This window comes from Micromonospora sp. SL4-19 (assembly GCF_047921475.1).
GTDB lineage: Bacteria > Actinomycetota > Actinomycetes > Mycobacteriales > Micromonosporaceae > Micromonospora.
Genome location: NZ_JBLROB010000013.1, coordinates 84,445 through 109,308 on the forward strand (window position 1 = coordinate 84,445; position 24,864 = coordinate 109,308).

A 24,864-nucleotide genomic window follows, 5' to 3' on the forward strand; every position below is an offset into this window, starting at 1 on the left:
TCTTTGCTCCCCCTCGGCACGAAAGATCGGAGCACCTGATCATGGCCAACACCGCGGTGGCCGCCCCCGACTCCGGGCTCACCCAGGCCCAGCTCGCGAAGCGGTACGGACTGCGGGTCGCCGGGGAACGACCGTCCCTGGCCGAGTACACCCGCAGGCTGTGGGCGTACCGCCACTTCATGACCGCGTACTCGCGGGCCAAGGTGGCGTCCTCGTTCAGCAGCACCCAGCTCGGCCAGCTCTGGCAGGTGCTGACACCGCTGACCAACGCGGCGGTCTACTACCTGATCTTCGGCGTGATCATCGCGCAGCACAAGAACGTGCCGAACTTCATCGCGTACCTCTGCACGGGTGTCTTCATCTTCATGTTCACCCAGAGCGCGGCGCTGAACGGCACCAAGGCGATCACCAGCAACCTGGGCCTGATCCGGGCACTGCAGTTCCCCCGGGCCGCGCTGCCGATCACCGTCACGATGGTGCAGTTCCAGCAGCTGCTCATGTCGATGGTGGTGCTGGCCGCGATCGTCCTGCTGACCGGCGAGCCGCTCACCCTCCGCTGGCTGCTGCTCGCGCCGGCGCTGGTGCTGCAGTCGGTCTTCAACGTCGGGCTGACCATGGCCGTGGCCCGGCTCGGCTCGAAGATCACCGACCTCAAGCAGGTCATGCCGTTCGTGCTGCGAACCTGGATGTACGCCTCCGGGGTGCTCTACCCGGTCGCGCTGTTCCGGGAGCAGCTGCCGAACTGGGCGGCGACCCTGCTGGAGGCCAACCCGCCGCTGGTCTTCATCGAGCTGGCCCGCTACGCGCTGCTCGATTCCCACCAGCCGCACCTGGTGGCCTCCCCGCTGTGGCTCTGGACGCTCGCCCTGGCCTGGGCGATCGTCATGGGTATCGGTGGGTTCGTCTACTTCTGGCGCGGAGAAGAGGAGTACGGCCGTGGCTGAGCAGACCCAACCGGCGGTGAACACCGCCGTGGTGGACTCGGGGCGGATCCCCACCGTCGTGGTGGACGACGTGCACGTGATCTACCGGATCCACAAGGGGGCCACCGGCGGCGCCAGCCCGGTCTCCGCCCTCAAGCGCATCGTGTCCCGGACCAACGCGCCCAACATCCGTGAGGTGCACGCGGTCAAGGGAGTGAGCTTCACCGCCTACCAGGGCGAGGCGATCGGGCTGATCGGCAGCAACGGCTCCGGCAAGTCCACGCTGCTGCGGGCCATCGCCGGGCTGCTCCCGCCGGCTCGGGGCGCGGTCTACACGATGGGACAGCCCTCCCTGCTCGGCGTGAACGCGGCCCTGCTCAACGACCTCTCCGGCGAGCGGAACGTGGTGCTCGGCTGCCTGGCCATGGGCATGCCACCGGAGGAGGTCAAGCGGCTGGCCCCGGAGATCATCGAGTTCTCCGGGATCAACGAGCGGGGCGACTTCGCCTCGCTGCCGATGCGGACCTACTCCTCCGGGATGGGCGCCCGGCTGCGCTTCGCCATCGCCGCGGCGAAGAAGCACGACGTGCTGCTGATCGACGAGGCCCTCGCGACCGGTGACCGGAAGTTCCGGGTCCGCAGCGAGCAGCGGGTCCGGGAGCTGCGCGAGAGCGCCGGCACCGTCTTCCTGGTCAGCCACTCCATCGGCTCGATCCGGGACACCTGCGAGCGGACCATCTGGCTGGAGGGCGGCGTCCTGAAGATGGACGGCCCGACCGACGAGGTCTGCAACGCGTACGAGAACCACAAGTAGTACGACGGAGCGCATCGCCCGGGTCCGCCCGGTCGGTGCGCTCCGTCGTACGCGTTAGTGTTTTCCTCGGCACCGACCAAAATTCGCCAGCCGGTCACCGAGCCGTAAACCCCCCATCCCCCACAGTGAGGAACGGTAATGACGCAGGACCACACCACCGCGCCGGACGCCACGCCGGTGGACCCGGCACCCTGGCGCCCCTCGCGGACGGTGGCCGTGATCCTCGCCGGGGGGACCGGGACCCGCCTCGGGCTGGGCATCCCGAAGCAGCTGCTGAAGATCGCCGGCAAGCCGATCATCGAGCACACCCTGGCCGTGTTCGAGGCCGCTCCGGAGATCGACGAGATCATCGTGCTGATGGCCACCGGTCACGTGGCGGACGCCGAGCAGATCGTCGCCAAGGCGGGCTTCCGCAAGGTCAGCAAGGTGGCCGAAGGCGGCGAGACCCGCAACGACACCACCCGGATCGCGCTCGACGCGGTCGGCGAGGGCGACGTCAACATCCTCTTCCACGACGCGGTCCGCCCGCTGGTCAACGCCCGGATCGTGCGCGAGTGCGTGAACGCGCTGTGGACGTACTCGGCGGTGGACGTGGCGATCCCGTCGGCCGACACGATCATCCAGGTCGACGAGAACGACTGCATCACCGACATCCCGGTCCGCTCCACCCTGCGTCGGGGCCAGACCCCGCAGGCGTTCCGGTCCGGCACCATCCGGGAGGCGTACCGGCTCGCCGAGGGCGACCTCGACTTCGCCGCCACCGACGACTGCGGCGTGGTGCTGCGCTACCTGCCCGGCACGCCGATCAAGGTGATCGACGGCTCGGACGAGAACATCAAGGTCACCCACCCGGTCGACGTGCACCTGGCGGACAAGCTCTTCCAGCTCGCCGCCGCGCAGGCGCCCCGGGTGAGCGACCACCGCAGCTACACCGAGGAGCTGACCGGCCGGACCATCGTGGTCTTCGGCGGCAGCTACGGCATCGGCCACGACCTCACCGAGCTGGCCCGCGGCTACGGCGCCCAGGTGTTCCCGTTCAGCCGCTCCACCACCGGCACCCATGTCGAGCGGGCCGAGGACGTGGCCGCCGCGCTGAAGACCGCCTTCGAGGCGACCGGCCGGATCGACCACGTGGTGGTCACCGCGGGCATCCTGGAAAAGGGTGCCCTCGCGGAGATGGACGAGGAGACGATGGACCGGCTCCTGCACGTCAACTTCGTCGGCCCGGTCACCATCGCCCGACAGTCGCTGCCGTACCTCCAGCAGACCAAGGGCCAGCTGCTGCTCTACACCTCCAGCTCGTACACCCGGGGCCGGGCCCGGTACGCGCTCTACTCGGCCACCAAGGCCGCGCTGGTCAACCTGACCCAGGCGCTCGCCGACGAGTGGGCCGAGTTCGGCGTACGGGTCAACTGCGTCAACCCGGAACGCACCGCCACCCCCATGCGCACGAAGGCGTTCGGCGAGGAGCCGGAGCACACACTGCTCTCCGCCGAGGCCGTCGCGCAGGCCTCCCTGGACGTGCTCGTCTCCGAGCTGACCGGCCAGGTCATCGACGTCCGCCGGGCACCCGGCGAGCAGGCCGCCACGGTGCCCGCCCAGCCCGGCGCACAGTCCGACGACGGCTCCAGGTCGCAGGGCGGCGCCAGACGCGCCGAGCTGGAGTTGTCGCAGCCCAGCGACGTCCGCGCCTGACCGGGCAATCAGCGAAACGGGACGACTCAGATGCGTGGTGACCTGGTCCGGAAGCTGCTCGCCCGGGTGCTGACCACCGGGCTGGCGGTGCTCGCCTTCCTCGTGGTGGCGCTCACCGGGGCGACCGGCTGGGGGTTGGCGATCGCGGTCGCCGCCCTCGCCGCCGCCGCGTGGGAACGCCGGATCCGGCCGAGCGCCGACGGCGTCGCCGAGTCGGTGCTCGTCGCCGCCGGGATCCTGGTCGGGTACGCCCGCCGGCTCGACGCCGGCTTCGACCCGGCGCTGGCCGCCACCGCGCTGGTGCTGCTCGGCCTGGTGCTGCTGGTGGGGCCGCTGCGCGATGCCGGCGCCCTGGAGATCCGCGCGGCCAACCTTCCGGTCCGCTCCTGGACCCCACTGGTCGCCGCCCGGCTCGGTGACGCGCTGCTGGTGCTGCTCGCCGTGGTGGCGCTGGCCGCCGGCCTCGCCCTGCCCGCCTGGGTGGCGCTGGTCGCCGCCCTGCTCGTCGGGGCCGGCTGCGGCGTGGTCGGGCTCGACCTGGCCCGACGCCGGTTCCGGCCGACGGCAGGGGGCGGCCCGGTGGGCCGGGCACTGCGCCGGCACCAGCCCGAGTTCGTGCTCTACTTCTCCGCCCCGCCCGGCTCGGAGTACCAGGTCACCATGTGGCTGCCGTACCTGGAGCGGATCGGGCGGCCGTTCATGGTGCTGCTGCGGGAGCCGGAGTTCCTGCCGGCCGTCGCCGCCGCGACCCGCGCGCCCGTGGTCTTCTGCCCGACGCTCAAGACCATGGACGAGGCCCTGGTGCCGAGCCTCCGGGTCGCCTTCTACGTCAACCACGGCGCGAAGAACAGCCACTGCATCCGCTTCTCGCAGCTCACCCACGTGCAGTTGCACCACGGCGACAGCGACAAGGCGCCGAGCGCCAACCCGGTCTCGGCGATCTTCGACCGGATCTTCGTGGCCGGCCAGGCGGCGATCGAGCGGTACGCCCGGGCCGGCGTGGAGATCCCCGCCGAGAAGTTCGTCGTGGTCGGCCGGCCCCAGGTGGAGGCGATCGAGGTACGCCGGGAGCCGGCCCGCGGGCTGACCAACCCGACGGTGCTCTACACCCCCACCTGGACGGGGCACCACGCCGACGCGAACTACTGCTCCCTGCCGGTGGCCGAGACGGTGATCCGCCGCCTGCTGGACCGGGGTGCGACGGTGATCCTGCGGGCCCACCCGTACACCGCGCAGAATCCTGCCTCGGCGCGGCAGCTGGCCCGGCTCACCGAGCTGCTCGCGGCGGATCGGGCGAAGACCGGCCGGGGACACCTGTGGGGGGCGGCGGCCAGCCGCGAGCTGAGCCTGACCGAGTGCGTCAACCGCTCGGACGCGCTGGTGTCGGACGTCTCCGGGGTCATCTCCGACTACCTCTACTCCGGCAAGCCGTACGCGGTCACCGACATGGGTGCCGACGGCGCGCAGTTCGTCGAGCGCTTCCCCCTCGCCGGCTCGGGTTACGTGCTGCGGCGGGACATGTCCAACGTGGACGAGGTGCTGACCGAGCTGCTCGACACCGACCCGAAGGGGGCGGACCGTTGGGCCACCCGCACCCGCTACCTGGGCGACTTCCCCGCCGAGTCGTACGCCGAGGCGTTCCTCGGCGCGGCCCGCCGGCAGCTCGAAGCGGACTGGAACCCGCCGGGCGCGCGCGCCGCCCAGGACGGCTCGCCGCTCGCCCCCGTCACCTGACCGGTGGTCAGCGGTACCGGTCGAGGAGGGCGAGCAGGGCCTCCGGGTCCTCGACGTGTGCGTTGTGACCGAGCCCCGGCAGCGTGGCGACCGGGACACCCAGCTCCTTGAGCTGCGCGTCGGTCACCATCTGGTCCTGCTCGCCCCGGGCCAGCAGCACCGGCACATCGGTTGCGGCGAGCAGGGCCGGCAGCCGCGGCTCTCCCACCGCGAACGCGGCCGGGTCCATGGCCAGCCGCCAGCGGCCGTCCTCGCGGCGCAGCCCGGCCTCCACCACCGGGTGGTCGGGTGCGAGGAGCCCGACCAGTCCGGAGACCCGCAGGTAGCGGCGGGCCGCCTCGTCCCGGCTCGCGAACCAGGTCACCGGCCGCTGGGCCAGCTCGCGGGCCTTGTCCAGCTCGGCCGGGGTCCACGCGACCTTGATGCCGAGCCCGACCACCGCGTCCACCGGCAACCGCAGCGACCGCGCGGCCAGCGCCAGCGCCACCACCCCGCCGAGCGAGTGCCCGACCACCACCAGCCGGTCTCGGGGGCCGAGCCGCTCGGCCACCGGGCCGAGCCCCTCCAGCACCCGGCGGGCCAGCGCGTCGAAGGAGTACGCCGGCAGCGGCGGCGACCAGCCGTGGCCGGCCAGGTCGGGGGCGAGCCAGCGCCCCGCCCACCGGTGCTCCAGCAGCGGCGCCCAGGGCAGCCACACCTCGCCGGTGGCGCCCATGCCGTGCAGCAGCAACAGATGGCGGGTACCCGTCTCGTCGGCCATACGGCGCAGTGTGCCACCGGACGGACACCACGCGCGAGACCGGGCAGGTACGACGTCGGGCACCGGCTCACAGGAGCCGGTGCCCGACGGAGGAGCGGGGTGCGAGGGATCAGGCCGAGTAGCCTCGGGTGGCCGCCCAGTTCGCCAGGTCGATGGTGCTGATCCAGTACGACGGGAGCGCCGGGTTCGCCGAGTCGGCGATCCGGGCGGTCCGGCCGTCGTTCTTGTAGCCGACCACGGCGATGTAGTGGCCGCCGGGGAACGAGTGCCAGCCGCCGTCGGTGTCGGTGGCGGAGCCCGCGATGTTGACCACCACACCACGGCCGTCGGTGATCGCCTTGACCAGGTCGGCCTGGAGCTGGTCCATCTGGGCCGGGGTCGCGGCCTGGCCGGGGATCATGTGCGTCTTGTACGGGCTGCCCTTGACCATCTGGTTGAGGCCGCGGGTGGTGTCCTCGGCCGAGTTGGTGCCGTTCTCGCCGGCGTTCAGCGGGCCGGCCATCGCGTCCTGGGTGGTCTCGACGCCGCTCGCGCTCAGCGCGTTGCGCACCGCGGCCGGGCCGCAGTTCCAGTAGGCGGTCTGCGCCTCGTAGCTGTAGTCGAGGACCTTGGTCGACGGCGGCTTCGGCTTTGCCTTGGGGGTCACGTCCGGGTCCGCCTTGGTCGTGCTGGGCTTCGCCGACGGCGACGCGCTCGGCGAGTCGGACGGGGACGCGGACGGCGAGTCGGACGGGGACGGGGCAGCGGCGGCGGCCAGCGCCTCGCCGTTGGTCGCGACCTCAGCGGGCTGGGGAGCCAGCTCGGCGACGGCGGCCGTGTGCTCCTGGCGGACGGGCGCGTCGTGGCCGTTGGCCAGCGCGGCACCGGTCCCGCCGGCCAGCACGAGCGCCGCGGCGGAGCCGGCGACGATCTGGTACGAGCGCCGGGTCGCGAGGCGCCGCAGTTGACGGTTCAGCCGCGGTTGACGGTTCAGACGATGCTTCACGTGTTCCTCCACGGTTTTCCTGAGCGGGCACACGCCGGCCCGACACGCGGAGGAGCTCACGCGCGTTCCTGGGCGGGGTGCCGCGGGAAGGGGACGAGCCCGGTGGACCGGGCTGCGGGGGCGGTTACCGGTGGTCGACTCGCCGGTCAGGCGAGCAACGGCACCACCACGCCGTGGAGGCGGGGGGAGGATCGGGGGGTCGATGGCACGAGGATGGCACTCCTTCCACGGCCGCCTACCGGGTTAGCTGACGGATTCGGGCGGGAAGTACGCCCTACCGCGGGCCGCAGCTCGCGGATTCACCCCCGTGTTGCAATGGGTCCCCGGTTCGTAAGATCACGATTAAGCGGGTCGGAGCGGCGTCGCCTCTTGCGATCGAAAACCGCACCGGACGCGCCGACAGTACCGGTGGGTACGCCCCCTGCCAAGCACTCCCACCTGCTTAAACATCCAAATCACGCCGTCGACCAGAACAGCTGGTAACTGATTTCACTCAATGGGACGAGCAGTTATCACGGGACTGACGGGCGAGAATCAGACATCGGGTGGACGACCTACCTGAATTGCGGGGGTCGATCGTCCGAGCTGATCCGGATGACCGTTTCCGAAACCAGCGTGACGGGGATCACCCAAATTTCGTAACGATTCAGCCGACCCGCGCCGGACGCCAACGGGTGGCCCCGGCACCGGCCGCGCCGGCCGGCACCGACGTGCGGGCCCGGCTCGCCGGCTCGGTACGGCGTACCGGGATCCGGCCGGGCCGCAGGGCCTCGGCCGCCGCGTACGCCTCCGCGGCCAGGGTGCGGGCCGCCTCGGCGGCCAGCTCGGCGTCGCGCCAGGCCCGCTGTTCCCGTTCGGCGGCGGCCCGCCAGCCGGCCCGCCGGCCGTCGCGTACCGCCCGGGCCAGAACGATCTCCTGTTCGGCCGGGTGCCGGCGCGGATCCCATCCGTTGCGATGGGCGAGGACGTCGGCGAGTTGCCGGGCGGTCAGGTCGCCCCGCCAGTGCGCCTCCATCGCGGCGTGGTGCAACCACCGCTCCCGGGCCGCGTACTCGGCCGGCGTACGCGGGGTACGCGGCGCGGGCAGCACGGCGGTGCCGGCGAGGCGGCGGGCCGCCGCCTCGGCCTCGTCGTACCCCTGCCAGGCCCGGTCGGCCGCGTCCTGGGCGGCCAGCCACTGCTCGCGGCGCCGGCGGGCGGTCTGCGCGGCACCGCTGGCGGCCACCGCCACCTCATCGGCGTACCGGCTCAGGTCGGCGCGGCGGGCCGCCTCCTCGGCGGCCGGATCGGGGGCGACATCGGGCGGCGTGTCCCGCTCCGGCCGGGCGAGCAGGGCGGCGAGCACGCCCAGCGCGAGCACGAGCAGGGCCGACCAGATGGCGACGGCCTCGGGGACCTTGGTCAGGAAGTGGTAGAGAACGGTCTGCTTCATGATCGGCACCTCACGGGACAGGCGTGGTGGAGAGGTCCGCACGGCCCGTGGGGCGGGGGCGCGGCCGGGTACCGGGCGCCGCCGGGCCACAGGGGGTGCGGGGTGAGGTTCGGTGGTGCGGCGAGGGCGGGCCGGAGGCCCACCCGGCTCGTCAGCGGGCGGGCGGGGCCCGGGAGCCGACGGTCGCCGGGAGCAGCCCGACCAGGACGCGGAGCCGGTCGACCGGAACGACCACGACGCCCCGCTGGGCCACCGGGTCCGGCGCGCCGACCGGGACGACCTGCCGCTCGCCGGTGCCGGCCGCGCCGGTGTGGGATGCCCTCGGCCCGATCCGCTCGGCGGAGCCGGTCGCGGCCCCGGCCGAACCGGCCCCGGTCGGCGGCTCCGGCGAGGGCGACCGCTGACCGACGGGGTCGGCGGCCCGGTCGGACCAGTGGATCACGGCCCGGAGAGCCGGGTCGGCGCCGGGAGCCACGAGGTGCCCGGCCCGGAGGGCCGAGGTGTCGACCGGGCCGGCGGCGGTGCGGGGAGCCGCCGGCGCCGCCACGGCCGAGGCGACGGGCAGCGTGGCGGCACCGAGCGAACAGGCGACGACCACGGCCAGGCTGGCGAACACACGGGCCGCCCAGCGCGCCACCCACCACACGGGACAGGTGAGCGCGATCGGAAGCACGTCCCCAACCTACCGTCGAGGCTGCCGTACGGCACCTGGCCGGGCGTGTCGCACGACCCGGACCAGGCCACCGACCAGCGTGGACGGTGGTGCCGGCTCAGTCCGGGTCGCGCCGCCCGGCGTACTCGATCGATCTGGGCCGCGGCACGCGGGCCTCGACCGGCCCGACGGCGGCTGGCGACGGCGCGGCGGGGCGGGCCTGCGCGCGGACCCGGCGGGGGCCGAGCCGGCGCATCATCGGCATCTCCACCCAGCGGTGCAGGGCAGCGGCGAGCAGCAGGTTGACCAGCAGGAAGCCGAGCACGGCGAGCAGTCCCCACCAGCCGCGCCAGCCCCGAGCCCCCGCGTCCCAGTGGCCGGTGAGCCGCAGCACGGTCTGCATCACCAGCACGTGCACCAGGTAGAAGGCGAAGGAGACCTCACCGAGCCAGACCATCGGACGCGACCGCCACGGCGTGCGCCGACCATGCACGTCGGCGTCCGCCACCGCGGTGATGACCAGGAGGTACGCCACCGCGAGCAGGGCCGCCCAGAGTTCCGCGCGGATCCACTGCGCGGCGACCACCCAGGTGGCGACGAAGAGCAGGCTGGCCAGGGTCAGCCCGGGTCCCCGCCAGCGGCCCCGGCGCATCAGCTCGGCCGCGGCCACGCCCATCCAGAACTCCAGCGACCGCACCACCGGGAAGATCTGGGTGAACCACCACCGGCTCTCCTCGGGCACCAGGAGCTGGCCCGGCCAGAGCGCCACGATGAGCAACGGCGCGGCGACCACCACCGCCCACAGCAGGCCGCCGCGGGCCCGACGCAGCAGGGGCAGCACGAACGGCAGGCAGAGGTAGAAGGCGAGCTCGCAGGAGAGCGACCAGCTCACCGTGTTGATGCTGTAGAAGTAGCCGGGAGCGGGGTTCCATGCCTGCACCAGAGCGAGGTTGCCGAGCGCGGCCCAGAGGGCGACCGGGTCGGCGAACCAGAACGCGACGAGCAGCGCCGCCGCCCAGGTCACCAGGTGGTTCGGATAGATCTTGGCCAGCCGCCGGCGCAGGAAGGTCCACCGGGGCTCGCCGTCCCGGTACGACCAGACCAGCACGAATCCACTGAGGATGAAGAAGAACTCCACGCCGGACAGGCCGAGGCTGAACACTCGGCCCACCACCGCCTGGTAGTCGGGCTCGGCGATGATCCGCATGGTCCCGACGTGGAAGCCGAAGACCAGCAGGGCGGCGATCCAGCGCAGCCCGGTCAGCGACGGCAGCCGGACGGCGGGGGTGACCGTCGGGGCGCTGGTCATGCCGGCAACCCGACCGTCAGCAGGATCACCAGCACGCGCGCCTCCTCCTAGGCGGGTCGTCGGCGGGTGGATCGGAGCGCCGCCCGCGACGGCACCCACGGTGGCGCCGCCGCCGGGGACCCTACCCGTTGACACCCCGAGCCGCTGATCCTCGTACGCCTGTTCGAGAGCGCGGTAGGATCAGCGACGTGTCCGACGTCGCCTACCAGCCCTCGATGCTCGACTTCGCCGCGCAGGGGCCGGCCCTGGGTCCGCTCGCCGGCCAGCTGCGCCGGCACCAGCTGAGCCGGGGCGCCTGGGTCGACCACCTGCCCGGCTGGGTGCGTGGCTCCGACCCGGTGCTCGACATCCTGCTGGGCGACGTGCCGTGGCGGGCCGAGCGCCGCACCATGTACGACACCGAGGTCGACGTCCCCCGCCTGCTGTGCTGGTACGGCACCGGCCGACCGCTGCCCCACCCGGTGCTCACCGAGGCACGCGAGGCGCTCACCCGGCACTACGCGGCCGAGTTGGGCGAGCCCTTCGTCACCGCAGGGATGTGCCTCTACCGGGACGGCCGGGACAGCGTGGCCTGGCACGGCGACACCCTGGGCCGCTCGGCGCACACCGACACGATGGTGGCCATCGTCTCCTTCGGCTCCCCGCGCCCGCTACTGCTGCGTCCCCGCGGCGGCGCGGCGAGCCTGCGCTTCCCGCTCGGCCACGGCGACCTGGTGGTGATGGGCGGGTCGTGCCAGCGCACCTGGGAGCACGCCGTCCCGAAGACCGCCCGGCCGGTCGGCCCCCGGGTCAGCGTCCAGTTCCGCCCCGCCGGGGTGGCCTGACGCCGGCAACAGCGGGGCGGGGTCAGTCGCGTTCGATGACGTGACCGACGACCGTCGGGCCGAGCATCACGGCGAAGCCGGAGCCGTCCCGGCGCGGATCCGCCGGGGGCAGCTCCACCGGGTCGCCGGTGGCGGTCGCGCCGACCGGACGCGGGCCCACCCAGGCCACCGCCAGGTCCACCTCACCCTTGAGGAACCGCTGCGCGCGCACCCCGCCGGTCGCCCGCCCCTTCGCCGGGTACGCCTTGAACGGCGTCACCTTGACCGTGGCGCCGGTCGAGGTGACCACCATCGGCTCGCCGCGCCCCGGGTCGTCGGTGCGGACCGCGCCGAAGAAGACCACGCTCGCCCCGGCCGTCAGGCTGATGCCGGCCATGCCGCCGCCCTTGATGCCCTGCGGTCGCACCAGGGACGCCGCGAACCGCAGCAGCGACGCCTCCGAGGAGATGAACGCCAGGGTCTCGCCGCCGTCGGTGAGCCAGGTCGCCCCGACCACCTCGTCCCCGTCGCGCAGGGAGATCACCTCGAACTCGTCCGAGCGGACCGGCCACTCCGGTGCGCAGACCTTCACCACGCCCTGCCGGGTGCCCAGCGCCAGGCCCGGCGAGCCCTCGGCGGTCGGGCCGAGCGGCGCCAGACCCACCACCGTCTCCCCCGGCTCCAGCGGCACCAGCTCGGCAGCGGACATGCCGCCGCGCAGCGACACCGTGCCGGACTGCTCGGGCAGCACCGGCAGCGGCAGCACGTCGATCTTGAAGGCCCGCCCGGCGCTGGTGACCAGGAGCACCCGGCCACGCGCCGTGGAGTGCACCACGGCGCGTACCGCGTCGTGCTTGACCCGGCCGCTGCGCCGGCGCCCCTCGGTGGCCTCCTCCGACTCGGCCGCGGTCCGGGCGACCAGCCCGGTCGCGGAGAGGATCACCTGGCACGGGTCGTCGGCGACCTCCAGCGGCCCGGCCGGTACGGAGGCGGCCAGCACCTCCTTGAGATCCCCGTCGACCAGCGTGGTGCGGCGCGGGGCGCCGAACTGCTTGACCACGGCGGCCAGCTCGTCGGAGACCAGCTTCCGCAGCACCTTCGGGTCGTCGAGGATCTTCGACAGGTCGGCGATCTCGGCGCGCAGCTTCTCCTGCTCGGCCTCCAGCTCCAGCCGGTCGTACTTGGTGAGTCGACGCAGCGGGGTGTCCAGGATGTAGGTCGCCTGGATCTCGGAGAGCTTGAACTTCTGCATCAGGCCGTCCTTGGCGGCCTGGGCGTCCTCGCTGGCCCGGATCAGCCTGACCACCTTGTCGATGTCGAGCAGGGCGATCAGCAGACCGTCGACCAGGTGCAGCCGTTCCTCCCGCTTGCGCTTGCGGTACGCGCTGCGCCGGGTCACCACCTCGTACCGGTGGGCGAGGAAGACCTCCAGCAGCTCCTTGAGCCCCAGGGTCTGCGGCTGGCCGTCCACCAGGACCAGGTTGTTCACACCGAAGGACTGCTCCAGTGGGGTGAGCCGGTAGAGGTCGGCCAGCAGCGCCTGCGGGTTGACCCCGACCTTGCACTCGACGACCAGCCGGGTGCCGTTCTCCCGGTCGGTAAGGTCCTTGACGTCGGCGATGCCGGACAGCCGCTTGGTCTTGTTGACCTCGTTGGTGATCGCCGCGATGACCTTCTCCGCGCCGATGCCGTACGGCAGCTCGGTGACGGTGATGGCCTGCCGGCCACGGCTGCCCTCCAGCGGCCCGACCTGCACCCGGCCGCGCATCCGCACCACGCCGCGCCCGGTCTCGTACGCCCGGCGCACCTCGTCGAGGCCGAGCAGCAGCCCGCCGGTGGGCAGGTCGGGGCCGGGGACGAACTCCATGAGCTTGTCCAGCGTGGCGTCCGGGTGGTTGATCAGCCAGCGGGCCGCCTGGACGACCTCGCCCAGGTTGTGCGGGATCATGTTGGTGGCCATGCCGACCGCGATCCCGGACGCGCCGTTGACCAGCAGGTTGGGGAAGGCCGCCGGCAGCACGGTGGGCTGGGTGAGCGAGCCGTCGTAGTTGGGCTCGACGTCGACGGTGTCCTCACCCAGCTCGCCGACGAGCAGCATCGCCTCGCGGGACATCCGGGCCTCGGTGTAGCGGGCGGCGGCCGGGCCGTCGTCCGGCGAGCCGAAGTTGCCGTGCCCGTCGATCAGCGGCACGTTGAGCGAGAAGTCCTGGGCGAGGCGGACCATTGCGTCATAGATGGCAGTGTCGCCGTGCGGGTGGTACTTACCCATGCAGTTGTGCACCACGTAGCCCTCGGCGACGAAGGCATGCTCGTCGGAGCCGACCTGGATGTCGTACGTGGTGGCCGGTGCCACCGCCTCGACCGAGACCACTCGAAGGAACGAGCGGCCCGTGAGGTGTTCGAGGCGCTCGGCGACAGGCGAGCCGATCCGCCGAAGCTTATGGATCCACCCGTCCCGCTCGGCCCGCCAGAGAGGGAACGACCGCTCAGCCAGCGGCACGCCGTTGCGGTCCTTTCCGTAGCGCACGCCGCCAGCCCCAGACAGTGAGGCTCGGAAGGCGTTACCCGCCTCGTCCCGGAACCAACCGCCTCCCTGGTGGGCGGCGGAGAACTCCTGCATCACCGGCCCGCAGGGCAGCCGGTCGTTACCCTGCTTGCCGCCGTACTGGTATCCGACTTCCATCACCCGCCGAAGACCGTCGCCCTTGTACCCGATCCGCACCCAAGGCAGGAGCAGCTCAGCAAGGACCGCAGCGTCCCGTCCGGTCACGGACACGCCGAGCAGCATTCGGTGGTTGCTCCGTCGGCTGGTCCAGTGGTGACCGTGCAGCCCAAGATCGGACAGCATGGCGTAGATCTGACGCACCAGTACCTGGCTGGTGCTCACGAAGACGAGCTCCCGGAACCGCTTGCGGACATAGCCGTCTCCGTCGAAGAAGCCGGCGAGGAACGGCGCCCACGCCGAGCGGTCCTCAAGGATGTCGGCCGGTACCCGCTTGTCGTGGCTGAGCGGCGTGGCGACCTCAAGCAGGCCCTCGTGACGGGCAAAGGTCAGGATGTGTTGATCCCGATGACCAGGCTCCTGTGCTTCACGCTTGCCACGCGAGGCGTTCAAGCCGTTCGCGATGGCCCACCCGTGCGCGACATCGAGTGGCTCGACGTCACACATGTGTACCCGTACGCGGCCATCCGCCGTGCGGGACCGGTCGACGGCGAAGCCTTCGGCGACCACCAGTCCACGGACATAGCCGTAGACGTCACCGCGCGACGACGCCGCTGTCGAACGACTCCTGCCGTACGCCACCGTGAGATGGCCCGCAAGGTCTCGGGCCTCGACCCAACGAAAACTCAGGTCTTCGCCCACGACACGGAACCGCTGCCCGGGAGTCACGGTCATGGTGTGGCCGTTGCTCCAGGTGATTCGGACCAGGTCCGAGTTCGGGTTCTCGTAGACGGCCGTCACCGGGACAGCCTTCCCGTCGCCGTCCAGGACCATGTCACCGATCTCGACATCCTCGATCGGGCGCAGACCCGCGGGTGCCGAGACGAGCGTGCCCGCCACGAAGCAGTCGCCGACGATCCGGGCCGACTTCACGTGGCCGCGGTCCGGGCGGTGGCCCTGCTCGTACATCGACCAGAGGATGCGCCGGTGCACCGGCTTGAGGCCGTCCCGGGCGTCGGGCAGGGCACGGGAGTGGATGACCGAGAAGGCGTACTCCAGGTAGGAGTCGGAGACCTCGGTGACCAGCGGGTTGTCGAAGACCCGCGCACCGGCCTGGTCGAAGGCGGACAGGTCCGCCTTGGCGCGGTCTTCCTTGCGGCGTGCCATGGTTCAGCTTCCTTCCGAACGAACCCGGTGGTCAGGCGTCGATGGCTTCCCGGTCGACCCGGTCGGCCGACTCGATGAGCCAGTTGCGGCGGGGCTCGACCTTCTCCCCCATGAGCAGTTCGAGGATCCGCTCGGCGGCCTCGACGTCGTCGAGGGTGATCCGGCGGACCGCGCGGGTGGCCGGGTTCATGGTGGTCTCCCAGAGCTCGTCGGCGTCCATCTCGCCGAGGCCCTTGAAGCGCGGAATCGGGGTGACGATCTGCTTGCCGGCCTTCTCCAGCTTGCGGACCGTCGCCTCCATCTCGGCCTGCGTGTAGGTGTAGACGGTCTGCGGATTGCGCCCCTTGGTGGTGATCTTGTGCAGGGGCGGCATCGCGGCGAAGAGCCGACCCGCCTCGATCAGTGGGCGCATGTAGCGGGCGAAGAGCGTGATCAGCAGGGTACGGATGTGCGCGCCGTCGACGTCCGCGTCGGCCATGATGAGGACCCGGCCGTAGCGCATCGCGGAGAGGTCGAAGGTACGCCCCGACCCGGCGCCGAGCACCTGCACGATCGCCGCGCACTCGGCGTTGTCCAGCACCTGCTGGAGGTTCGCCTTCTGCACGTTGAGGATCTTGCCCCGGATCGGCAGCAGAGCCTGGTATTCCGAGGAGCGGGCCATCCGGCTCGTCCCGAGGGCGCTGTCACCCTCCACGATGAACAGCTCGCTGCGGTCCACCCCGGTGGCGCGGCAGTCGACCAGCTTGGCCGGCATCGACGCGCCCTCCAGGGCGGTCTTGCGCCGAGCGGCGTCCTTCTGCTGCTTCTGGGTGAGCCGGACCCGGGCCGCGTCGACGATCTTCTGGAGCACCGTACGGGCCTCGGCCTTGGTCCTGCGGTCTTCCAGCCAGGCCTTGAGGTGCTGCTCGACGAGGCCCTGCAGCACCTTGGTGATGCCGGCGGTGGAGAGCTCGTCCTTGGTCTGCGAGGTGAACTGCGGCTCCGGGATCCGGACGTGCACCACCGCGGTCATGCCCTCCAGCACGTCGTCCAGGGTGGGCGCGTCCTCCTTGGGCTTGAGCAGCCCGCGGGTGTTGCGGGCGGCCTCGGCGAGGGTACGCACCAGGGCACGCTCGAAGCCCTTGCGGTGGGTGCCGCCGTGGGCGTTGCGGATGGTGTTGGTGAAGCACTCCACCGTGCGCTCGTATCCGGTGCCCCAGCGGAACGCGACCTCGACCTCGGCCCGGCGCTGCACGTTGGACTGCATCACGCCGTTGGCGTCGGCGGCGTTCTCCCGGTAGGTCCCCTCGCCGGTGACCAGCAGCGCGCCGGAGACCGGGCGGTCACCGGCCGGGGCGAGGTATTCCACCATGTCGGTCAGTCCGTTGGGGAAGTGGAAGTTCTCCTCGACGACCTCCTCCCCCGTCTCGTCGCGCAGCCGGTACGCCACGCCGGGGACGAGGAAGGCGGTGTTGCGCAGCTTGAGCCGGACCGCCTCGGTGTCGAGCTTGGCGCCGGTCTCGAAGTAACGCGGGTCGTGCCACCAGCGGATCGAGGTGCCGGTCGGCTGGCGGCGCTTCATGGCGCCGACGATCTGCAGGCCCGGGCCGGGGGTGAACGGCGCGTCCGGGCCGTCCCCCTCGAAGATCCCCGGCACGCCGTGCCGGAACGACATCGAGTGGATCTTGCCGCCGCGGCGGACCGTGACGTCGAACCGCCGGGAGAGCGCGTTGACCGCGGAGGCGCCCACGCCGTGCAGACCGCCGGAGGTCTTGTAGCCCGAGCCACCGAACTTGCCGCCCGCGTGCAGCCGGGTCAACACCAGCTCGACACCGGAGATGCCGGACTTGGCGTGCACATCGGTGGGGATGCCCCGGCCGTCGTCGTCGACCTGCACCGAGCCGTCGGCGTGCAGGATCACCTCGACTTTGGTGGCGTGACCCGCGACACCCTCGTCGGTGGAGTTGTCAAGGATCTCGTTGACGAGGTGACCCACGCCACGGCTGTCGGTCGAGCCGATGTACATGCCGGGGCGCTTGCGGACGGCGTCCAGCCCCTCCAGGTGCGTCAGGTCGTCGGCCCCGTACAGGGTCTCAGGCTGTGCGGTCAACTGGTCGTACTCCCAGGTCTCGGCGGTGTGGTGCCGCTCACCGTGTCGATACCCCCAACTCGATCGCCACGCGCGGCGCGCCGGAGCGAGCCTAGCCCGGCACCCCGACAGAGCTGTGGCACCGGGTGCGGTGCGCCGTCCGGTTAGGCTGCGGCGCGGGATCCGTGCTGCCGCCCAATCCAGGGCTTCTCAAAGCAAGGAGGCGTCCGTGCACGACAACAATCCGACCCACCGGTTGTCTTCCCCGGTCACCACCGAGAGCGATCCGGCCGGCTGGTTCGAGCGGCTGTACGCCGACGCCGAGCGGGGCGAGGCGGTCGTCCCGTGGGACCTCGAGCGGGCGCATTCCCTGCTCAGCGAATGGACCGACCGGACCCGGCCGGACGGATCCGGTCGGCGTGCCGTGGTCGTCGGGTGCGGCTTCGGCCGCGACGCCGAACATCTGGCCCGCCTCGGCTTCGCCACCGTCGCCTTCGACATCTCTCCCACGGCGGTACGGGCGGCCCGCCGCCGCCACCCCGGCTCGCCCGTCCGGTACGAGACCGCCGACCTGCTCGACCCGCCCGGTGGCTGGCTGGACGGGTTCGATTTCGTGCTGGAGAGCATGAACGTGCAGGCACTGCCGGCCGAGCTGCGGCAGCGGGCGATCCCGGCGGTCGGCCGGTTGGTCGCGCCGGGCGGGACGCTGCTGGTGATCGCCGCCGGCCGGCGGGACGACGAGGCGGTCGAGGGCCCGCCCTGGCCGCTGATCCGGGCCGAGGTCGACGCCTTCGCCGCCGGCCCGCTGACCCCGGCAGGGGTCGAGGAGATCGTCGCCACCGACGGTGGGATCCGCTGGCGCGCGGAGTTCCACCGGGCCTGAGGTTGGTGACGGGCGGGCCGCCCCCAGGCCGGGTGGCGCGAGGGTCGAGCCGGCGGCCGGACGCGACGATGTCAGGTGCGCGCGGTGCCGAGCACGTGCGGCGACGCGGGCATCGGGATCCCCGAGGGCGGAAAGCGGAACCGGTCCAGCTCACCGACGGTGAAGCCGGCGGCCCGGATCGCCGCCACCGTGTCGCGGCCGGTGTGGCAGCCGGCGCAGAACAGCGGCCAGATCGTCGCGTCCGCCCAGCGCTGGGCGCGACGCAGCCCCGGGGTGTCGGCGACGACGTGCTCGTAGAAGCGGAGCTGCCCGCCCGGGCGCAGCACCCGACGCGCCTCACGCAGCACGACGGCCTGGTCCGACACCGAGCAGAGCACCAGCGAGAACACCACCGCGTCGACGGAGGCGTCGGCGACCGGCAGCGCCTCGGCGAGGCCGTCGGTCACGGTGACCGCGACCGGGGCGTCGGCCACCGCGGCGCGGGCGGCGGCGCGGAGCCGCGGCTCCGGCTCGACCGCGAGCACGCTCGTGACGGTCGACGGGTAGTGCGGGAAATTCCGGCCGTTGCCGGCGCCCACCTCGACCACCCGGCCCCGCAATCCGGCGACCAGGCGATGGCGGTGCTCGGCCACGCCGGCCTGGTCCATCGCCACACTGGCCCGGATGAAAGCCCGGGCGAACACCGGATGCGAGACGCTCATTGATCCTCCCACGGTCGAAGCCTCAGCCGCGTGCCGCCGACGCGCCGAGGGCGAGCAGTAGCGGACCGGCCGCGCCGTCGACCAGGTCGCCGAGGCGTACCCCGTCGAGCACGCCGAGGAAGGCGGCCTGGGCCCGGCGCAGCTCCCCGCGGAGCCGGCAGCCGGGGATCAGCGGGCACGCCGACTGCTGGCAGGAGACCACCTCGTCGTCCCCCTCGAAGGCCCGGACCACCTGCCCGACGGTCAGCTCCCCGGCGTGCTCGGCGAAGGCCACGCCGCCGGAGCGGCCCCGGACGGTCACCAGCACGCCGAGCCGCTGCAACCGCTGCACCACTTTGGCGACGTGGCTGCGGGGCAGCGCCAGCCGGGTGGCGATCTCGTCGACGGTCGTCCGGGCCGGAGACGCGGCGGTGAGCATCGCGATCCGCAACGCCATGTCCGTCGACCGGTTGAGCTTCACCGCTCGACCCTAACCAGCGGCGGCAACCCGCGACACCGGCCGACCTGGTCGGCTGCGGCGATGTGACCAGGGCTACGCGGCACCCGGGACCTTCGACCCTGAAGAGGAATCCTAGATGCCTGTTCAGTGGGGCTCGACCCAGTCAGAAGCCCGAAGGAGTAGTAGTGCTCTCGGAATCCTCAGCAGCGGTGGTGGCGGCGACCCTGCCCGCCGTGCAGGCCCACGGTGAGGCCATCACCGGCCGGTTCTACCAGCGCATGTTCGACGCCCACCCGGAGCTGCTGGACATCTTCAACCGGGGCAACCAGGCCACCGGGCAGCAGAAGGCCGCGCTCGCCGCCGCCGTGGCCGCGTACGCCGAGCACCTGACCGGCGGCAGCAGTGGCATGCCGTGGGGCCCGATCCTGGACCGGATCGCGCACAAGCACGCCTCGCTGGGCATCACCGCCGCCCAGTACCCGATCGTCGGGCGGCACCTGCTCGCCGCGGTCGGCGAGGTGCTCGGCGACGCCGTCACGCCGGAGGTCGCCGCCGCCTGGGACGAGGTGTACTGGCTGCTGGCCTGCGAGCTGATCGCCCGGGAGGCGCGGCTCTACACCGTCGCCGGGGTCGCGGAGGACGGCGCGGTGTGGCGGGACTGGCGAGTGGCGGAGAAGGCCCGGGAGACCGCCGACGTCGTGTCGTTCACCCTGGTCCCGGCCGACGGCGCCCCGGTGTCCACCTTCACCCCGGGCCAGTACGTCTCGGTCGCGGTCGACCTGGACGGTGACCGGGGGCAGCAGATCCGGCAGTACAGCCTCTCCGGCCGGCCCGGCGTCGATCACTGGCAGATCACCGTCAAGCGGGTACGCGGCACCGCCGGCGCGCCCGACGGCATGGTCTCCACCCACCTGCACGAGCAGGTGTCCGTCGGCGACACGCTCCGGCTCAGCCCACCGTTCGGTGAGGTCAGCGCGATCGGCGAGGGCGAACCGCTGCTACTGGTCAGCGCCGGCATCGGCGTCACCCCGGCGATGGCGGCCCTGGAGCACCTGGCCGCCACCGAGCCCGAGCGCCCGGTGGTGCTCGTGCACGCCGACCGCGCCGGCGCCACCCATGCCCGACGCGACGAGCTGCCCGGGCTCCAGGAGCGGCTGCCGAACCTGTCGGTGCGCCTCTGGTACGAGGACGCCGCCGACGGCGAGCTGGCCGGGTTGAAGGCGGACGTCGCCGGCGGCCTCGTCGACCCGGACCTGATCCCGCTCTCCCCCGGGGCGCAGGTGCACCTCTGCGGACCGGTGCCGTTCATGGCCACGGTGCGGGGCGGGTTGCTGCGCCGGGGCGTACCCACGGAGCGAATCGCCTACGAGGTGTTCGGTCCGGGCATGCTGCGCGGCTGAGTTCCGTCGCCCCCGCAGTGGTCGGGGCCGGTGCCGGGCGTACGTGCCCGGCACCGGCCCTTCGCGTTGTCGACGGCCGTCACGCCGGGCCGTCAGGCCCAGTGCCCGACGACCACGGCGAGCACCGACAGGCAGCCGACCAGCTCGATCATCCCGACCCGGACCGGGGTCAGCCGCCGGCCGGGCAGCACCGCCGCGCGCAGCAGCAGCAGCGCGAACACCACGGCCACCGCCAGCCCCCACCAGACCACCGCGACCAGCAGCGCGGCCAGGTGGTACGCCAGCGACGCCCACCGGTAGCCGGCGCTCCCGCGCTCCCGGATCATCGTCTTGACGTACAGGACCGTGCCGACCAGGTACGCGGCCACGGCGCCGGCGACGCCGGTCAGGGCGGCGGGCGACACCCCGGCGACGGTGGCCAGCACGAACACCATCAGCACGCTCTGTGCCACCGAGGCGAGGTCGTTGGCCAGGGCCCGCTCCCGGCGCCGCCGGGCGTACCAGACGTTCACCGCGACGAGGAGGGCGTAGAGCGGGGCGTAGCCGAGGACCGCGGGCCGGGCGAGCAGCACCGGTGCCGCGAGCAGCGCGGCCGCGCCGCCGTAGGCGAGCAGTTGCGGGCGTACCCGGTCGGTGCGGCCGGTCTTCACGGCCAGCAGGGCGTAGTAGGAGAAGAGGTAGCCGGCCAGCCAGGCACCGAGCAGCGGAAGATCCGGCCACCGGAGGCCGGTGACGCAGACCGCCGCGGCGTACGGGAGGAGCAGCATCGCCCAGGCGCCGTGCTGCGGCGGCAGGAAGCGGTGCCGGCGGGACCGGGCGGGTCGGGCGGCTCCCGGTGGCGGTGCCGGCCGGGCCGCCGCCGGTGGCGGGGCGGGCCGGGCCGGCGAGGCGGCAGGGCGGCCGACGACGTCACCGGCCGGCCGGGGCAGCGGGGCGCTCATCCGCGGGCAACCGTGAGCAGCACCACCGAGTCCTCGTCGGCGTGCAACGCGTGCCGGGCGTCCGGGATCGCCAGCAGGTCCCCTGCCTCCCCGGACCAGGACCGGTCCTGGGCAACCAGCCGGACCCGGCCGCGCAGCACCTGGAGCGTCGCGTCGCCGGGGCTGGCGTGCTCCGCCAGCGCGTTTCCGGCGACCAGGGCGATCAGCGTCTGCCGCAGCGGCGAGGCCGCGCCGCCGTGCACGGTCCGGGCGCTGCGTCCGCTGTCGGTCGCGTAGGCCAGGGTGAGTTGCTCCTCGGACAGCGCGGAGAGCGATGACGGGGACACGGGCACCTCCCGGAGATGGGTTCGGGCCAGGGGCCACAAAACAGGAGCCTCCTGTTCCTCTTTTCTAGCTTCGTCGTTTCGCGCGCTTCCGACCAGGGGCTTTGGTCCCCGAATCAGATCTCCGACCCGACGGATCCTGTCGCACCGCCGGAGCCGGCCGACCCGGCGGACCCGCCGCTCGCGCACGGGTGCCGCGCACGCCGGCGCACCCTTGGCTACCCGGCGGTAGCCTGCCGCCGTAGCCTGGGCCGATGAGCCGGGAGTACGTGCAGGAGTACGTCGACGTCGACGGGGCGCGCCTCGGCGTCCAGGTCTATCCGGAGCCCGACGGGCCACCCGGCGCGCCGGTGGTGGTGATCTGGCCGGCCATGGGGGTGCGGGCCCGCTACTACCGGCCGTTCGCGGCCGCGCTGCGCAACGCCGGCCTGGCCGTGATCGTGGCCGACCTGCGCGGCACCGGCGAGAGCACCCCGCCGCCCGCCCGCACCTGCCGGTACGGGTACGCCGAACTCGCCGCCGACGTGGGCGCGGTGCTCGACGCGCTCAAGCCCCGACTCGACGGGCGCGCCCGGATGCTGCTCGGGCACTCCCTCGGTGGGCAGGCCGCGGTGCTGCACCAGGCCCTGCACGACGCCGACGCGGTGGACGGCCTGGCCCTGGTGGCGGTCGGCCTGCCCTGGTGGCGCGGGTACCCGGGGCTGCGCGGGTGGGGTGTCCTGCCGTACACCCAGGGGATCGCGGCGGCGGCCCGGCTGCTCGGGGTCTGGCCGGGCTGGGGGTTCGGCGGCCGGCAGGCGCGCGGAGTGATCCGGGACTGGGCGTACACGGCTCGAACCGGCCGGTTCCCGATGCTCGACGGGGTCGACACCGAGACGGCGGTCCGGCGGGTGCGCACCCCGGTCCTCGCGGTCAGCGTCGACGACGACCAGTACACCCCGCACGAAACGCTGGACCACATCTGCGCCAAGCTCACCGCCGCCCCGGTGACCCGGCACCGCTACACCGTGGCCGAGGCGGGCGCCCCGCTGGACCACTTCACCTGGGTACGCGCCGCCGCCCCGCTGGCCGCCCGGGTCGCCGCGTTCGCCGCCACCCTGCCACGCTGAGTCGGACGCCCCCGACGGGCGGGTGCGGACGACGTGACCCGCGGCGGGAGCGTTCGGTGACCGGGGGCGTAGCCGGCCGGAACCTGGGTAAGCCGCACCGCCCGAACACGGCGGAGGGGGATCAGATGTCCGAACGGCACACGGCGTTGCGCTCGATGCACGATCTGGGCCTGGCGGCCTGGTTCGGCGGATCATTGATGGGGGCACTCGGCGTCAACGGCGCGGCGGCGAAGATCGACGACGCCACGCAACGGCTGCCGGTGGCGTCGGCGGGCTGGGCGCGCTGGACCCCGGTCAACGCGGCGGCGATCGGCGCGCACCTCGCCGGCGCGGTCGGCGAGCTGGTCACGGAGACCCCGCGGATGGCCCGGCAGGCCGGGGTCGGCAAGGCCACCGCGGTGAAGACCGCGCTCACCCTGGGCGCGCTGGCGGTGACCGGATACAGCCGATTCCTCGGCATGAAGCTGCAGAGTGCTGGTGGCCCACCGGTCGACGGAATCACCGAACCGAACCACCAGACCCCGGCGAACATCGCCTCCTGTCAGCGGCAGATGAAGCTGCTCCAGTGGGCGGTGCCGGCGCTGACCGGCGCGCTGGTGGTGGTCACCGCCTACATGAGCGAGCAGCAGAAGCCGGGCCAGGTGCTCCGGGGCATGCTCCTCCGGGCCGGAGGGCTGATGTCGTCGCCGGTGATGGTCGCCAAGGTCATCGGGATAGGCGCCCCGAAGATCGGCAAGGCCGCCGCGTTCGGCGCCCCGAAGATCGGCAAGGCCGCCGCGTTCGGCGCCCCAAAGATCGGCAAGGTGGCTGCCATGGGCATGGCGACCCGGCACCTGGTCGGGGCCGGCCGCTGACCCGCGCGGCCGGCGGCACACAACGGCGTGGTCGCCGGCCGCGCGGTGGGAACGCCGAACCGGCATGACCCGGCCGGTAACGGGCATTCACGGGAACCCAGCCAGGTGAGGTGGCGATGAGCAGCAAGAACCGCCCACGTAGGGGCGAGGGACGGGGGCCGGAGTCGGCCGCGCCGTGGGGCACCACCGACGGCTTCGACGCCGATCCGCCGTGGGGCGCCGGCGAGGACGCACCGATGGACGAGGGCAGCGAGGAACCGGCCGTTCCCGAGGGGCGGCGCGGTGAGCGCCGGGCGGCCGGGGCGGCGAAGGGCGGCCGGCCGGCCGGCCGGCACGGCTTCGGCTCGGTGGAGCCCACCCGCGTCGCCGAGGCGGGACCGGGCGCACCGCCGGATCCGGCGCCGTCCACACGGACCTTCCCCGACGACAAAGCCGAGGGCGACCTGCCGGACAACGCGCTGGAGGAAGCCACCGGAATGCACTCGGAAGGGGTCACCTGGCGCGGCTGAACCCCATCCGGTCACGCGTCGAGCCCGCCCGCTCCCGGGCGGGCTCGACGCGTACGCGGCGTTGACCTCCTCGATCTGTGCGGGGTGCGGAAACTGTCGGTGGCGGGCCGTACGGTGTCCGCGGTCCTCAATCGAAAGGCGGGCGGCATGAGCGTGTCCGAACAGGTCATCACCGGTGAGCGGGCGGATCTGCTCGCCTCCCTGCGCCGGCACCGCGGCTTCCTCCGGCAGACCGTCCAGGGCCTGACCGACGCGCAGGCCGCCCAGCGCAGCACGGTCAGCGAGCTCTGCCTCGGCGGGTTGATCAAGCACGTGGCGACCACAGAGGAACGGTGGATGTGGTTCGCCGTGGGCGGCGCCGAGGCGATGCAGAGCGAGCCGATCGACTGGGTCGGGCAGTTCCGGATGGCCGAAGGCGAGAGCCTCGCCGGGCTGCTGGCCGAGTTCGACCGGGTTGCCGGGGAGACCGATGCGCTGGTCGCCACCCTCGACCTGGACGCCGCCCACCCGCTGCCGGTCGCCCCCTGGTTCGAGCCCGGGGCCAGCTGGTCGGTGCGCCGGGTCCTGCTGCACGTCATCGCCGAGACCGCACAGCACGCGGGCCACGCCGACATCATCCGCGAGGCGATCGACGGGGCGAAGACGATGGGCTGAGCCGCACCGGGTGACCGATCTCACTGCCTGGCCCGGGGGTTCAAGCG

22 protein-coding genes, 2 pseudogenes and 1 riboswitch are annotated in these 24,864 nt (G+C 72.8%); of the genes and pseudogenes, 11 read left to right on the forward strand and 13 right to left on the reverse strand.

Annotated elements, in window-relative coordinates; genetic code table 11:
- Positions 1-41: 41 nt before the first annotated feature.
- The 4 genes from ACNAVT_RS17995 (at position 42) to ACNAVT_RS18010 (ending at position 5,166) form a co-directional block, all read left to right on the forward strand.
- The gene (locus ACNAVT_RS17995) at positions 42-944 is read left to right on the forward strand and encodes an ABC transporter permease (RefSeq protein ID WP_416297676.1); all 903 of its coding nucleotides are present in this window, start codon (positions 42-44) and stop codon (positions 942-944) included.
- Positions 937-1,737: an ABC transporter ATP-binding protein gene (locus ACNAVT_RS18000; RefSeq protein ID WP_416297677.1), complete on the forward strand. Its 801-nt coding sequence runs from the start codon at positions 937-939 to the stop codon at positions 1,735-1,737. Before ACNAVT_RS17995 ends, ACNAVT_RS18000 begins: the two co-directional genes overlap by 8 nt.
- Before the next feature lie 138 nt (positions 1,738-1,875).
- Positions 1,876-3,432: a D-ribitol-5-phosphate cytidylyltransferase gene (locus tag ACNAVT_RS18005; protein ID WP_416297679.1), complete on the forward strand. Its 1,557-nt coding sequence runs from the start codon at positions 1,876-1,878 to the stop codon at positions 3,430-3,432.
- Positions 3,433-3,462: 30 nt separating this feature from the next.
- Entirely contained in the window at positions 3,463-5,166 is a 1,704-nt protein-coding gene (locus ACNAVT_RS18010) for a CDP-glycerol glycerophosphotransferase family protein (protein WP_416297681.1), read from the forward strand.
- 7 nt (positions 5,167-5,173) lie between these two features.
- On the opposite strand, the gene ACNAVT_RS18015 is transcribed toward ACNAVT_RS18010, so the two are convergent.
- The 5 genes from ACNAVT_RS18015 to ACNAVT_RS18035 all read right to left on the reverse strand — a co-directional run bounded on the left by ACNAVT_RS18015 (position 5,174) and on the right by ACNAVT_RS18035 (position 10,304).
- Entirely contained in the window at positions 5,174-5,926 is a 753-nt protein-coding gene (locus ACNAVT_RS18015) for an alpha/beta fold hydrolase (protein ID WP_416297682.1), read from the reverse strand.
- A gap of 109 nt (positions 5,927-6,035) precedes the next feature.
- Positions 6,036-6,923, reverse strand: coding sequence for a C39 family peptidase (locus tag ACNAVT_RS18020; protein WP_416297684.1), 888 nt, complete (start codon positions 6,921-6,923; stop codon positions 6,036-6,038).
- 205 nt (positions 6,924-7,128) lie between these two features.
- A riboswitch (cyclic di-AMP (ydaO/yuaA leader) is annotated at positions 7,129-7,270 on the reverse strand.
- 287 nt (positions 7,271-7,557) lie between these two features.
- Positions 7,558-8,343 carry a hypothetical protein gene (locus tag ACNAVT_RS18025; protein ID WP_416297686.1) on the reverse strand — a complete coding sequence of 262 codons (786 nt, stop codon included), beginning with the start codon at positions 8,341-8,343 and terminating at the stop codon, positions 7,558-7,560.
- 151 nt (positions 8,344-8,494) lie between these two features.
- A complete protein-coding gene (locus ACNAVT_RS18030; protein WP_416297688.1) occupies positions 8,495-9,016 on the reverse strand; it encodes a hypothetical protein in 522 nt (173 codons plus the stop codon).
- Between the two features lie 97 nt (positions 9,017-9,113).
- Positions 9,114-10,304, reverse strand: a complete 1,191-nt coding sequence (locus ACNAVT_RS18035) for an acyltransferase family protein (RefSeq protein WP_416297689.1) — start codon at positions 10,302-10,304, stop codon at positions 9,114-9,116.
- A gap of 188 nt (positions 10,305-10,492) precedes the next feature.
- Between ACNAVT_RS18035 and ACNAVT_RS18040 the strand changes: the two genes are divergently transcribed.
- Positions 10,493-11,128, forward strand: a complete 636-nt coding sequence (locus ACNAVT_RS18040; protein WP_416297691.1) for an alpha-ketoglutarate-dependent dioxygenase AlkB — start codon at positions 10,493-10,495, stop codon at positions 11,126-11,128.
- Positions 11,129-11,150: 22 nt separating this feature from the next.
- On the opposite strand, the gene ACNAVT_RS18045 is transcribed toward ACNAVT_RS18040, so the two are convergent.
- The 4 genes and pseudogenes from ACNAVT_RS18045 to ACNAVT_RS18060 all read right to left on the reverse strand — a co-directional run bounded on the left by ACNAVT_RS18045 (position 11,151) and on the right by ACNAVT_RS18060 (position 17,136).
- Entirely contained in the window at positions 11,151-13,895 is a 2,745-nt protein-coding gene (locus tag ACNAVT_RS18045) for a DNA topoisomerase (ATP-hydrolyzing) (RefSeq protein ID WP_416297773.1), read from the reverse strand.
- Positions 13,875-14,603: pseudogene (locus ACNAVT_RS18050) on the reverse strand (LAGLIDADG family homing endonuclease); the annotation flags it as partial. The pseudogene ACNAVT_RS18050 and the gene ACNAVT_RS18045, both read right to left, overlap by 21 nt.
- A gap of 69 nt (positions 14,604-14,672) precedes the next feature.
- A pseudogene (locus ACNAVT_RS18055) lies at positions 14,673-14,936 on the reverse strand (DNA gyrase subunit A); the annotation flags it as partial.
- A gap of 31 nt (positions 14,937-14,967) precedes the next feature.
- Positions 14,968-17,136, reverse strand: a complete 2,169-nt coding sequence (locus ACNAVT_RS18060; protein ID WP_416297775.1) for a DNA gyrase/topoisomerase IV subunit B — start codon at positions 17,134-17,136, stop codon at positions 14,968-14,970.
- Positions 17,137-17,233: 97 nt separating this feature from the next.
- On the opposite strand from ACNAVT_RS18060, the gene ACNAVT_RS18065 reads away from it, so the two are divergent.
- Positions 17,234-17,887 carry a class I SAM-dependent methyltransferase gene (locus ACNAVT_RS18065; RefSeq protein WP_416297693.1) on the forward strand — a complete coding sequence of 218 codons (654 nt, stop codon included), beginning with the start codon at positions 17,234-17,236 and terminating at the stop codon, positions 17,885-17,887.
- 71 nt (positions 17,888-17,958) lie between these two features.
- On the opposite strand, the gene ACNAVT_RS18070 is transcribed toward ACNAVT_RS18065, so the two are convergent.
- Complete coding sequence (locus ACNAVT_RS18070) at positions 17,959-18,588, reverse strand: class I SAM-dependent methyltransferase (RefSeq protein WP_416297694.1); 630 nt, start codon at positions 18,586-18,588, stop codon at positions 17,959-17,961.
- A gap of 22 nt (positions 18,589-18,610) precedes the next feature.
- Entirely contained in the window at positions 18,611-19,048 is a 438-nt protein-coding gene (locus ACNAVT_RS18075) for an RrF2 family transcriptional regulator (protein WP_416297696.1), read from the reverse strand.
- A gap of 164 nt (positions 19,049-19,212) precedes the next feature.
- On the opposite strand from ACNAVT_RS18075, the gene ACNAVT_RS18080 reads away from it, so the two are divergent.
- Positions 19,213-20,427: a globin domain-containing protein gene (locus tag ACNAVT_RS18080; protein WP_416297698.1), complete on the forward strand. Its 1,215-nt coding sequence runs from the start codon at positions 19,213-19,215 to the stop codon at positions 20,425-20,427.
- A gap of 92 nt (positions 20,428-20,519) precedes the next feature.
- On the opposite strand, the gene ACNAVT_RS18085 is transcribed toward ACNAVT_RS18080, so the two are convergent.
- Both ACNAVT_RS18085 and ACNAVT_RS18090 read right to left on the reverse strand, forming a co-directional pair.
- The gene (locus ACNAVT_RS18085) at positions 20,520-21,368 is read right to left on the reverse strand and encodes a YwiC-like family protein (RefSeq protein ID WP_416297700.1); all 849 of its coding nucleotides are present in this window, start codon (positions 21,366-21,368) and stop codon (positions 20,520-20,522) included.
- Positions 21,365-21,694, reverse strand: coding sequence for a cupin domain-containing protein (locus ACNAVT_RS18090; RefSeq protein ID WP_416297702.1), 330 nt, complete (start codon positions 21,692-21,694; stop codon positions 21,365-21,367). The genes ACNAVT_RS18085 and ACNAVT_RS18090 overlap by 4 nt, the downstream gene beginning before the upstream one ends.
- Before the next feature lie 251 nt (positions 21,695-21,945).
- On the opposite strand from ACNAVT_RS18090, the gene ACNAVT_RS18095 reads away from it, so the two are divergent.
- From ACNAVT_RS18095 to ACNAVT_RS18110, 4 genes are all read left to right on the forward strand, one after another.
- Positions 21,946-22,800 (forward strand): alpha/beta fold hydrolase, encoded by an 855-nt coding sequence (locus tag ACNAVT_RS18095; RefSeq protein WP_416297704.1) that lies wholly within the window; start codon positions 21,946-21,948, stop codon positions 22,798-22,800.
- A gap of 125 nt (positions 22,801-22,925) precedes the next feature.
- On the forward strand, positions 22,926-23,654 hold the full coding sequence (locus tag ACNAVT_RS18100) for a hypothetical protein (RefSeq protein WP_416297705.1): 729 nt from the start codon (positions 22,926-22,928) through the stop codon (positions 23,652-23,654).
- 116 nt (positions 23,655-23,770) lie between these two features.
- Positions 23,771-24,163: a hypothetical protein gene (locus ACNAVT_RS18105; RefSeq protein WP_416297707.1), complete on the forward strand. Its 393-nt coding sequence runs from the start codon at positions 23,771-23,773 to the stop codon at positions 24,161-24,163.
- A 147-nt stretch (positions 24,164-24,310) separates the two neighbouring features.
- The gene (locus ACNAVT_RS18110; RefSeq protein ID WP_416297709.1) at positions 24,311-24,817 is read left to right on the forward strand and encodes a DinB family protein; all 507 of its coding nucleotides are present in this window, start codon (positions 24,311-24,313) and stop codon (positions 24,815-24,817) included.
- The last annotated feature ends 47 nt before the right edge of the window (positions 24,818-24,864 follow it).

What these genes read in the sequence shown, in the direction of transcription:
- ACNAVT_RS17995 (WP_416297676.1), top strand. Translation starts at nt 42, where the DNA reads ATGGCCAACACCGCGGTGGCCGCCCCCGACTCCGGGCTCACCCAGGCC.
- ACNAVT_RS18005 (WP_416297679.1), top strand. Translation starts at nt 1,876, where the DNA reads ATGACGCAGGACCACACCACCGCGCCGGACGCCACGCCGGTGGACCCG.
- ACNAVT_RS18010 (WP_416297681.1), top strand. Translation starts at nt 3,463, where the DNA reads ATGCGTGGTGACCTGGTCCGGAAGCTGCTCGCCCGGGTGCTGACCACC.
- ACNAVT_RS18015 (WP_416297682.1), bottom strand. Translation starts at nt 5,926, where the DNA reads ATGGCCGACGAGACGGGTACCCGCCATCTGTTGCTGCTGCACGGCATG.
- ACNAVT_RS18025 (WP_416297686.1), bottom strand. Translation starts at nt 8,343, where the DNA reads ATGAAGCAGACCGTTCTCTACCACTTCCTGACCAAGGTCCCCGAGGCC.
- ACNAVT_RS18035 (WP_416297689.1), bottom strand. Translation starts at nt 10,304, where the DNA reads ATGACCAGCGCCCCGACGGTCACCCCCGCCGTCCGGCTGCCGTCGCTG.
- ACNAVT_RS18045 (WP_416297773.1), bottom strand. Translation starts at nt 13,895, where the DNA reads ATGCTGCTCGGCGTGTCCGTGACCGGACGGGACGCTGCGGTCCTTGCT.
- ACNAVT_RS18070 (WP_416297694.1), bottom strand. Translation starts at nt 18,588, where the DNA reads ATGAGCGTCTCGCATCCGGTGTTCGCCCGGGCTTTCATCCGGGCCAGT.
- ACNAVT_RS18085 (WP_416297700.1), bottom strand. Translation starts at nt 21,368, where the DNA reads ATGAGCGCCCCGCTGCCCCGGCCGGCCGGTGACGTCGTCGGCCGCCCT.
- ACNAVT_RS18095 (WP_416297704.1), top strand. Translation starts at nt 21,946, where the DNA reads ATGAGCCGGGAGTACGTGCAGGAGTACGTCGACGTCGACGGGGCGCGC.
- ACNAVT_RS18100 (WP_416297705.1), top strand. Translation starts at nt 22,926, where the DNA reads ATGTCCGAACGGCACACGGCGTTGCGCTCGATGCACGATCTGGGCCTG.
- ACNAVT_RS18105 (WP_416297707.1), top strand. Translation starts at nt 23,771, where the DNA reads ATGAGCAGCAAGAACCGCCCACGTAGGGGCGAGGGACGGGGGCCGGAG.
- ACNAVT_RS18110 (WP_416297709.1), top strand. Translation starts at nt 24,311, where the DNA reads ATGAGCGTGTCCGAACAGGTCATCACCGGTGAGCGGGCGGATCTGCTC.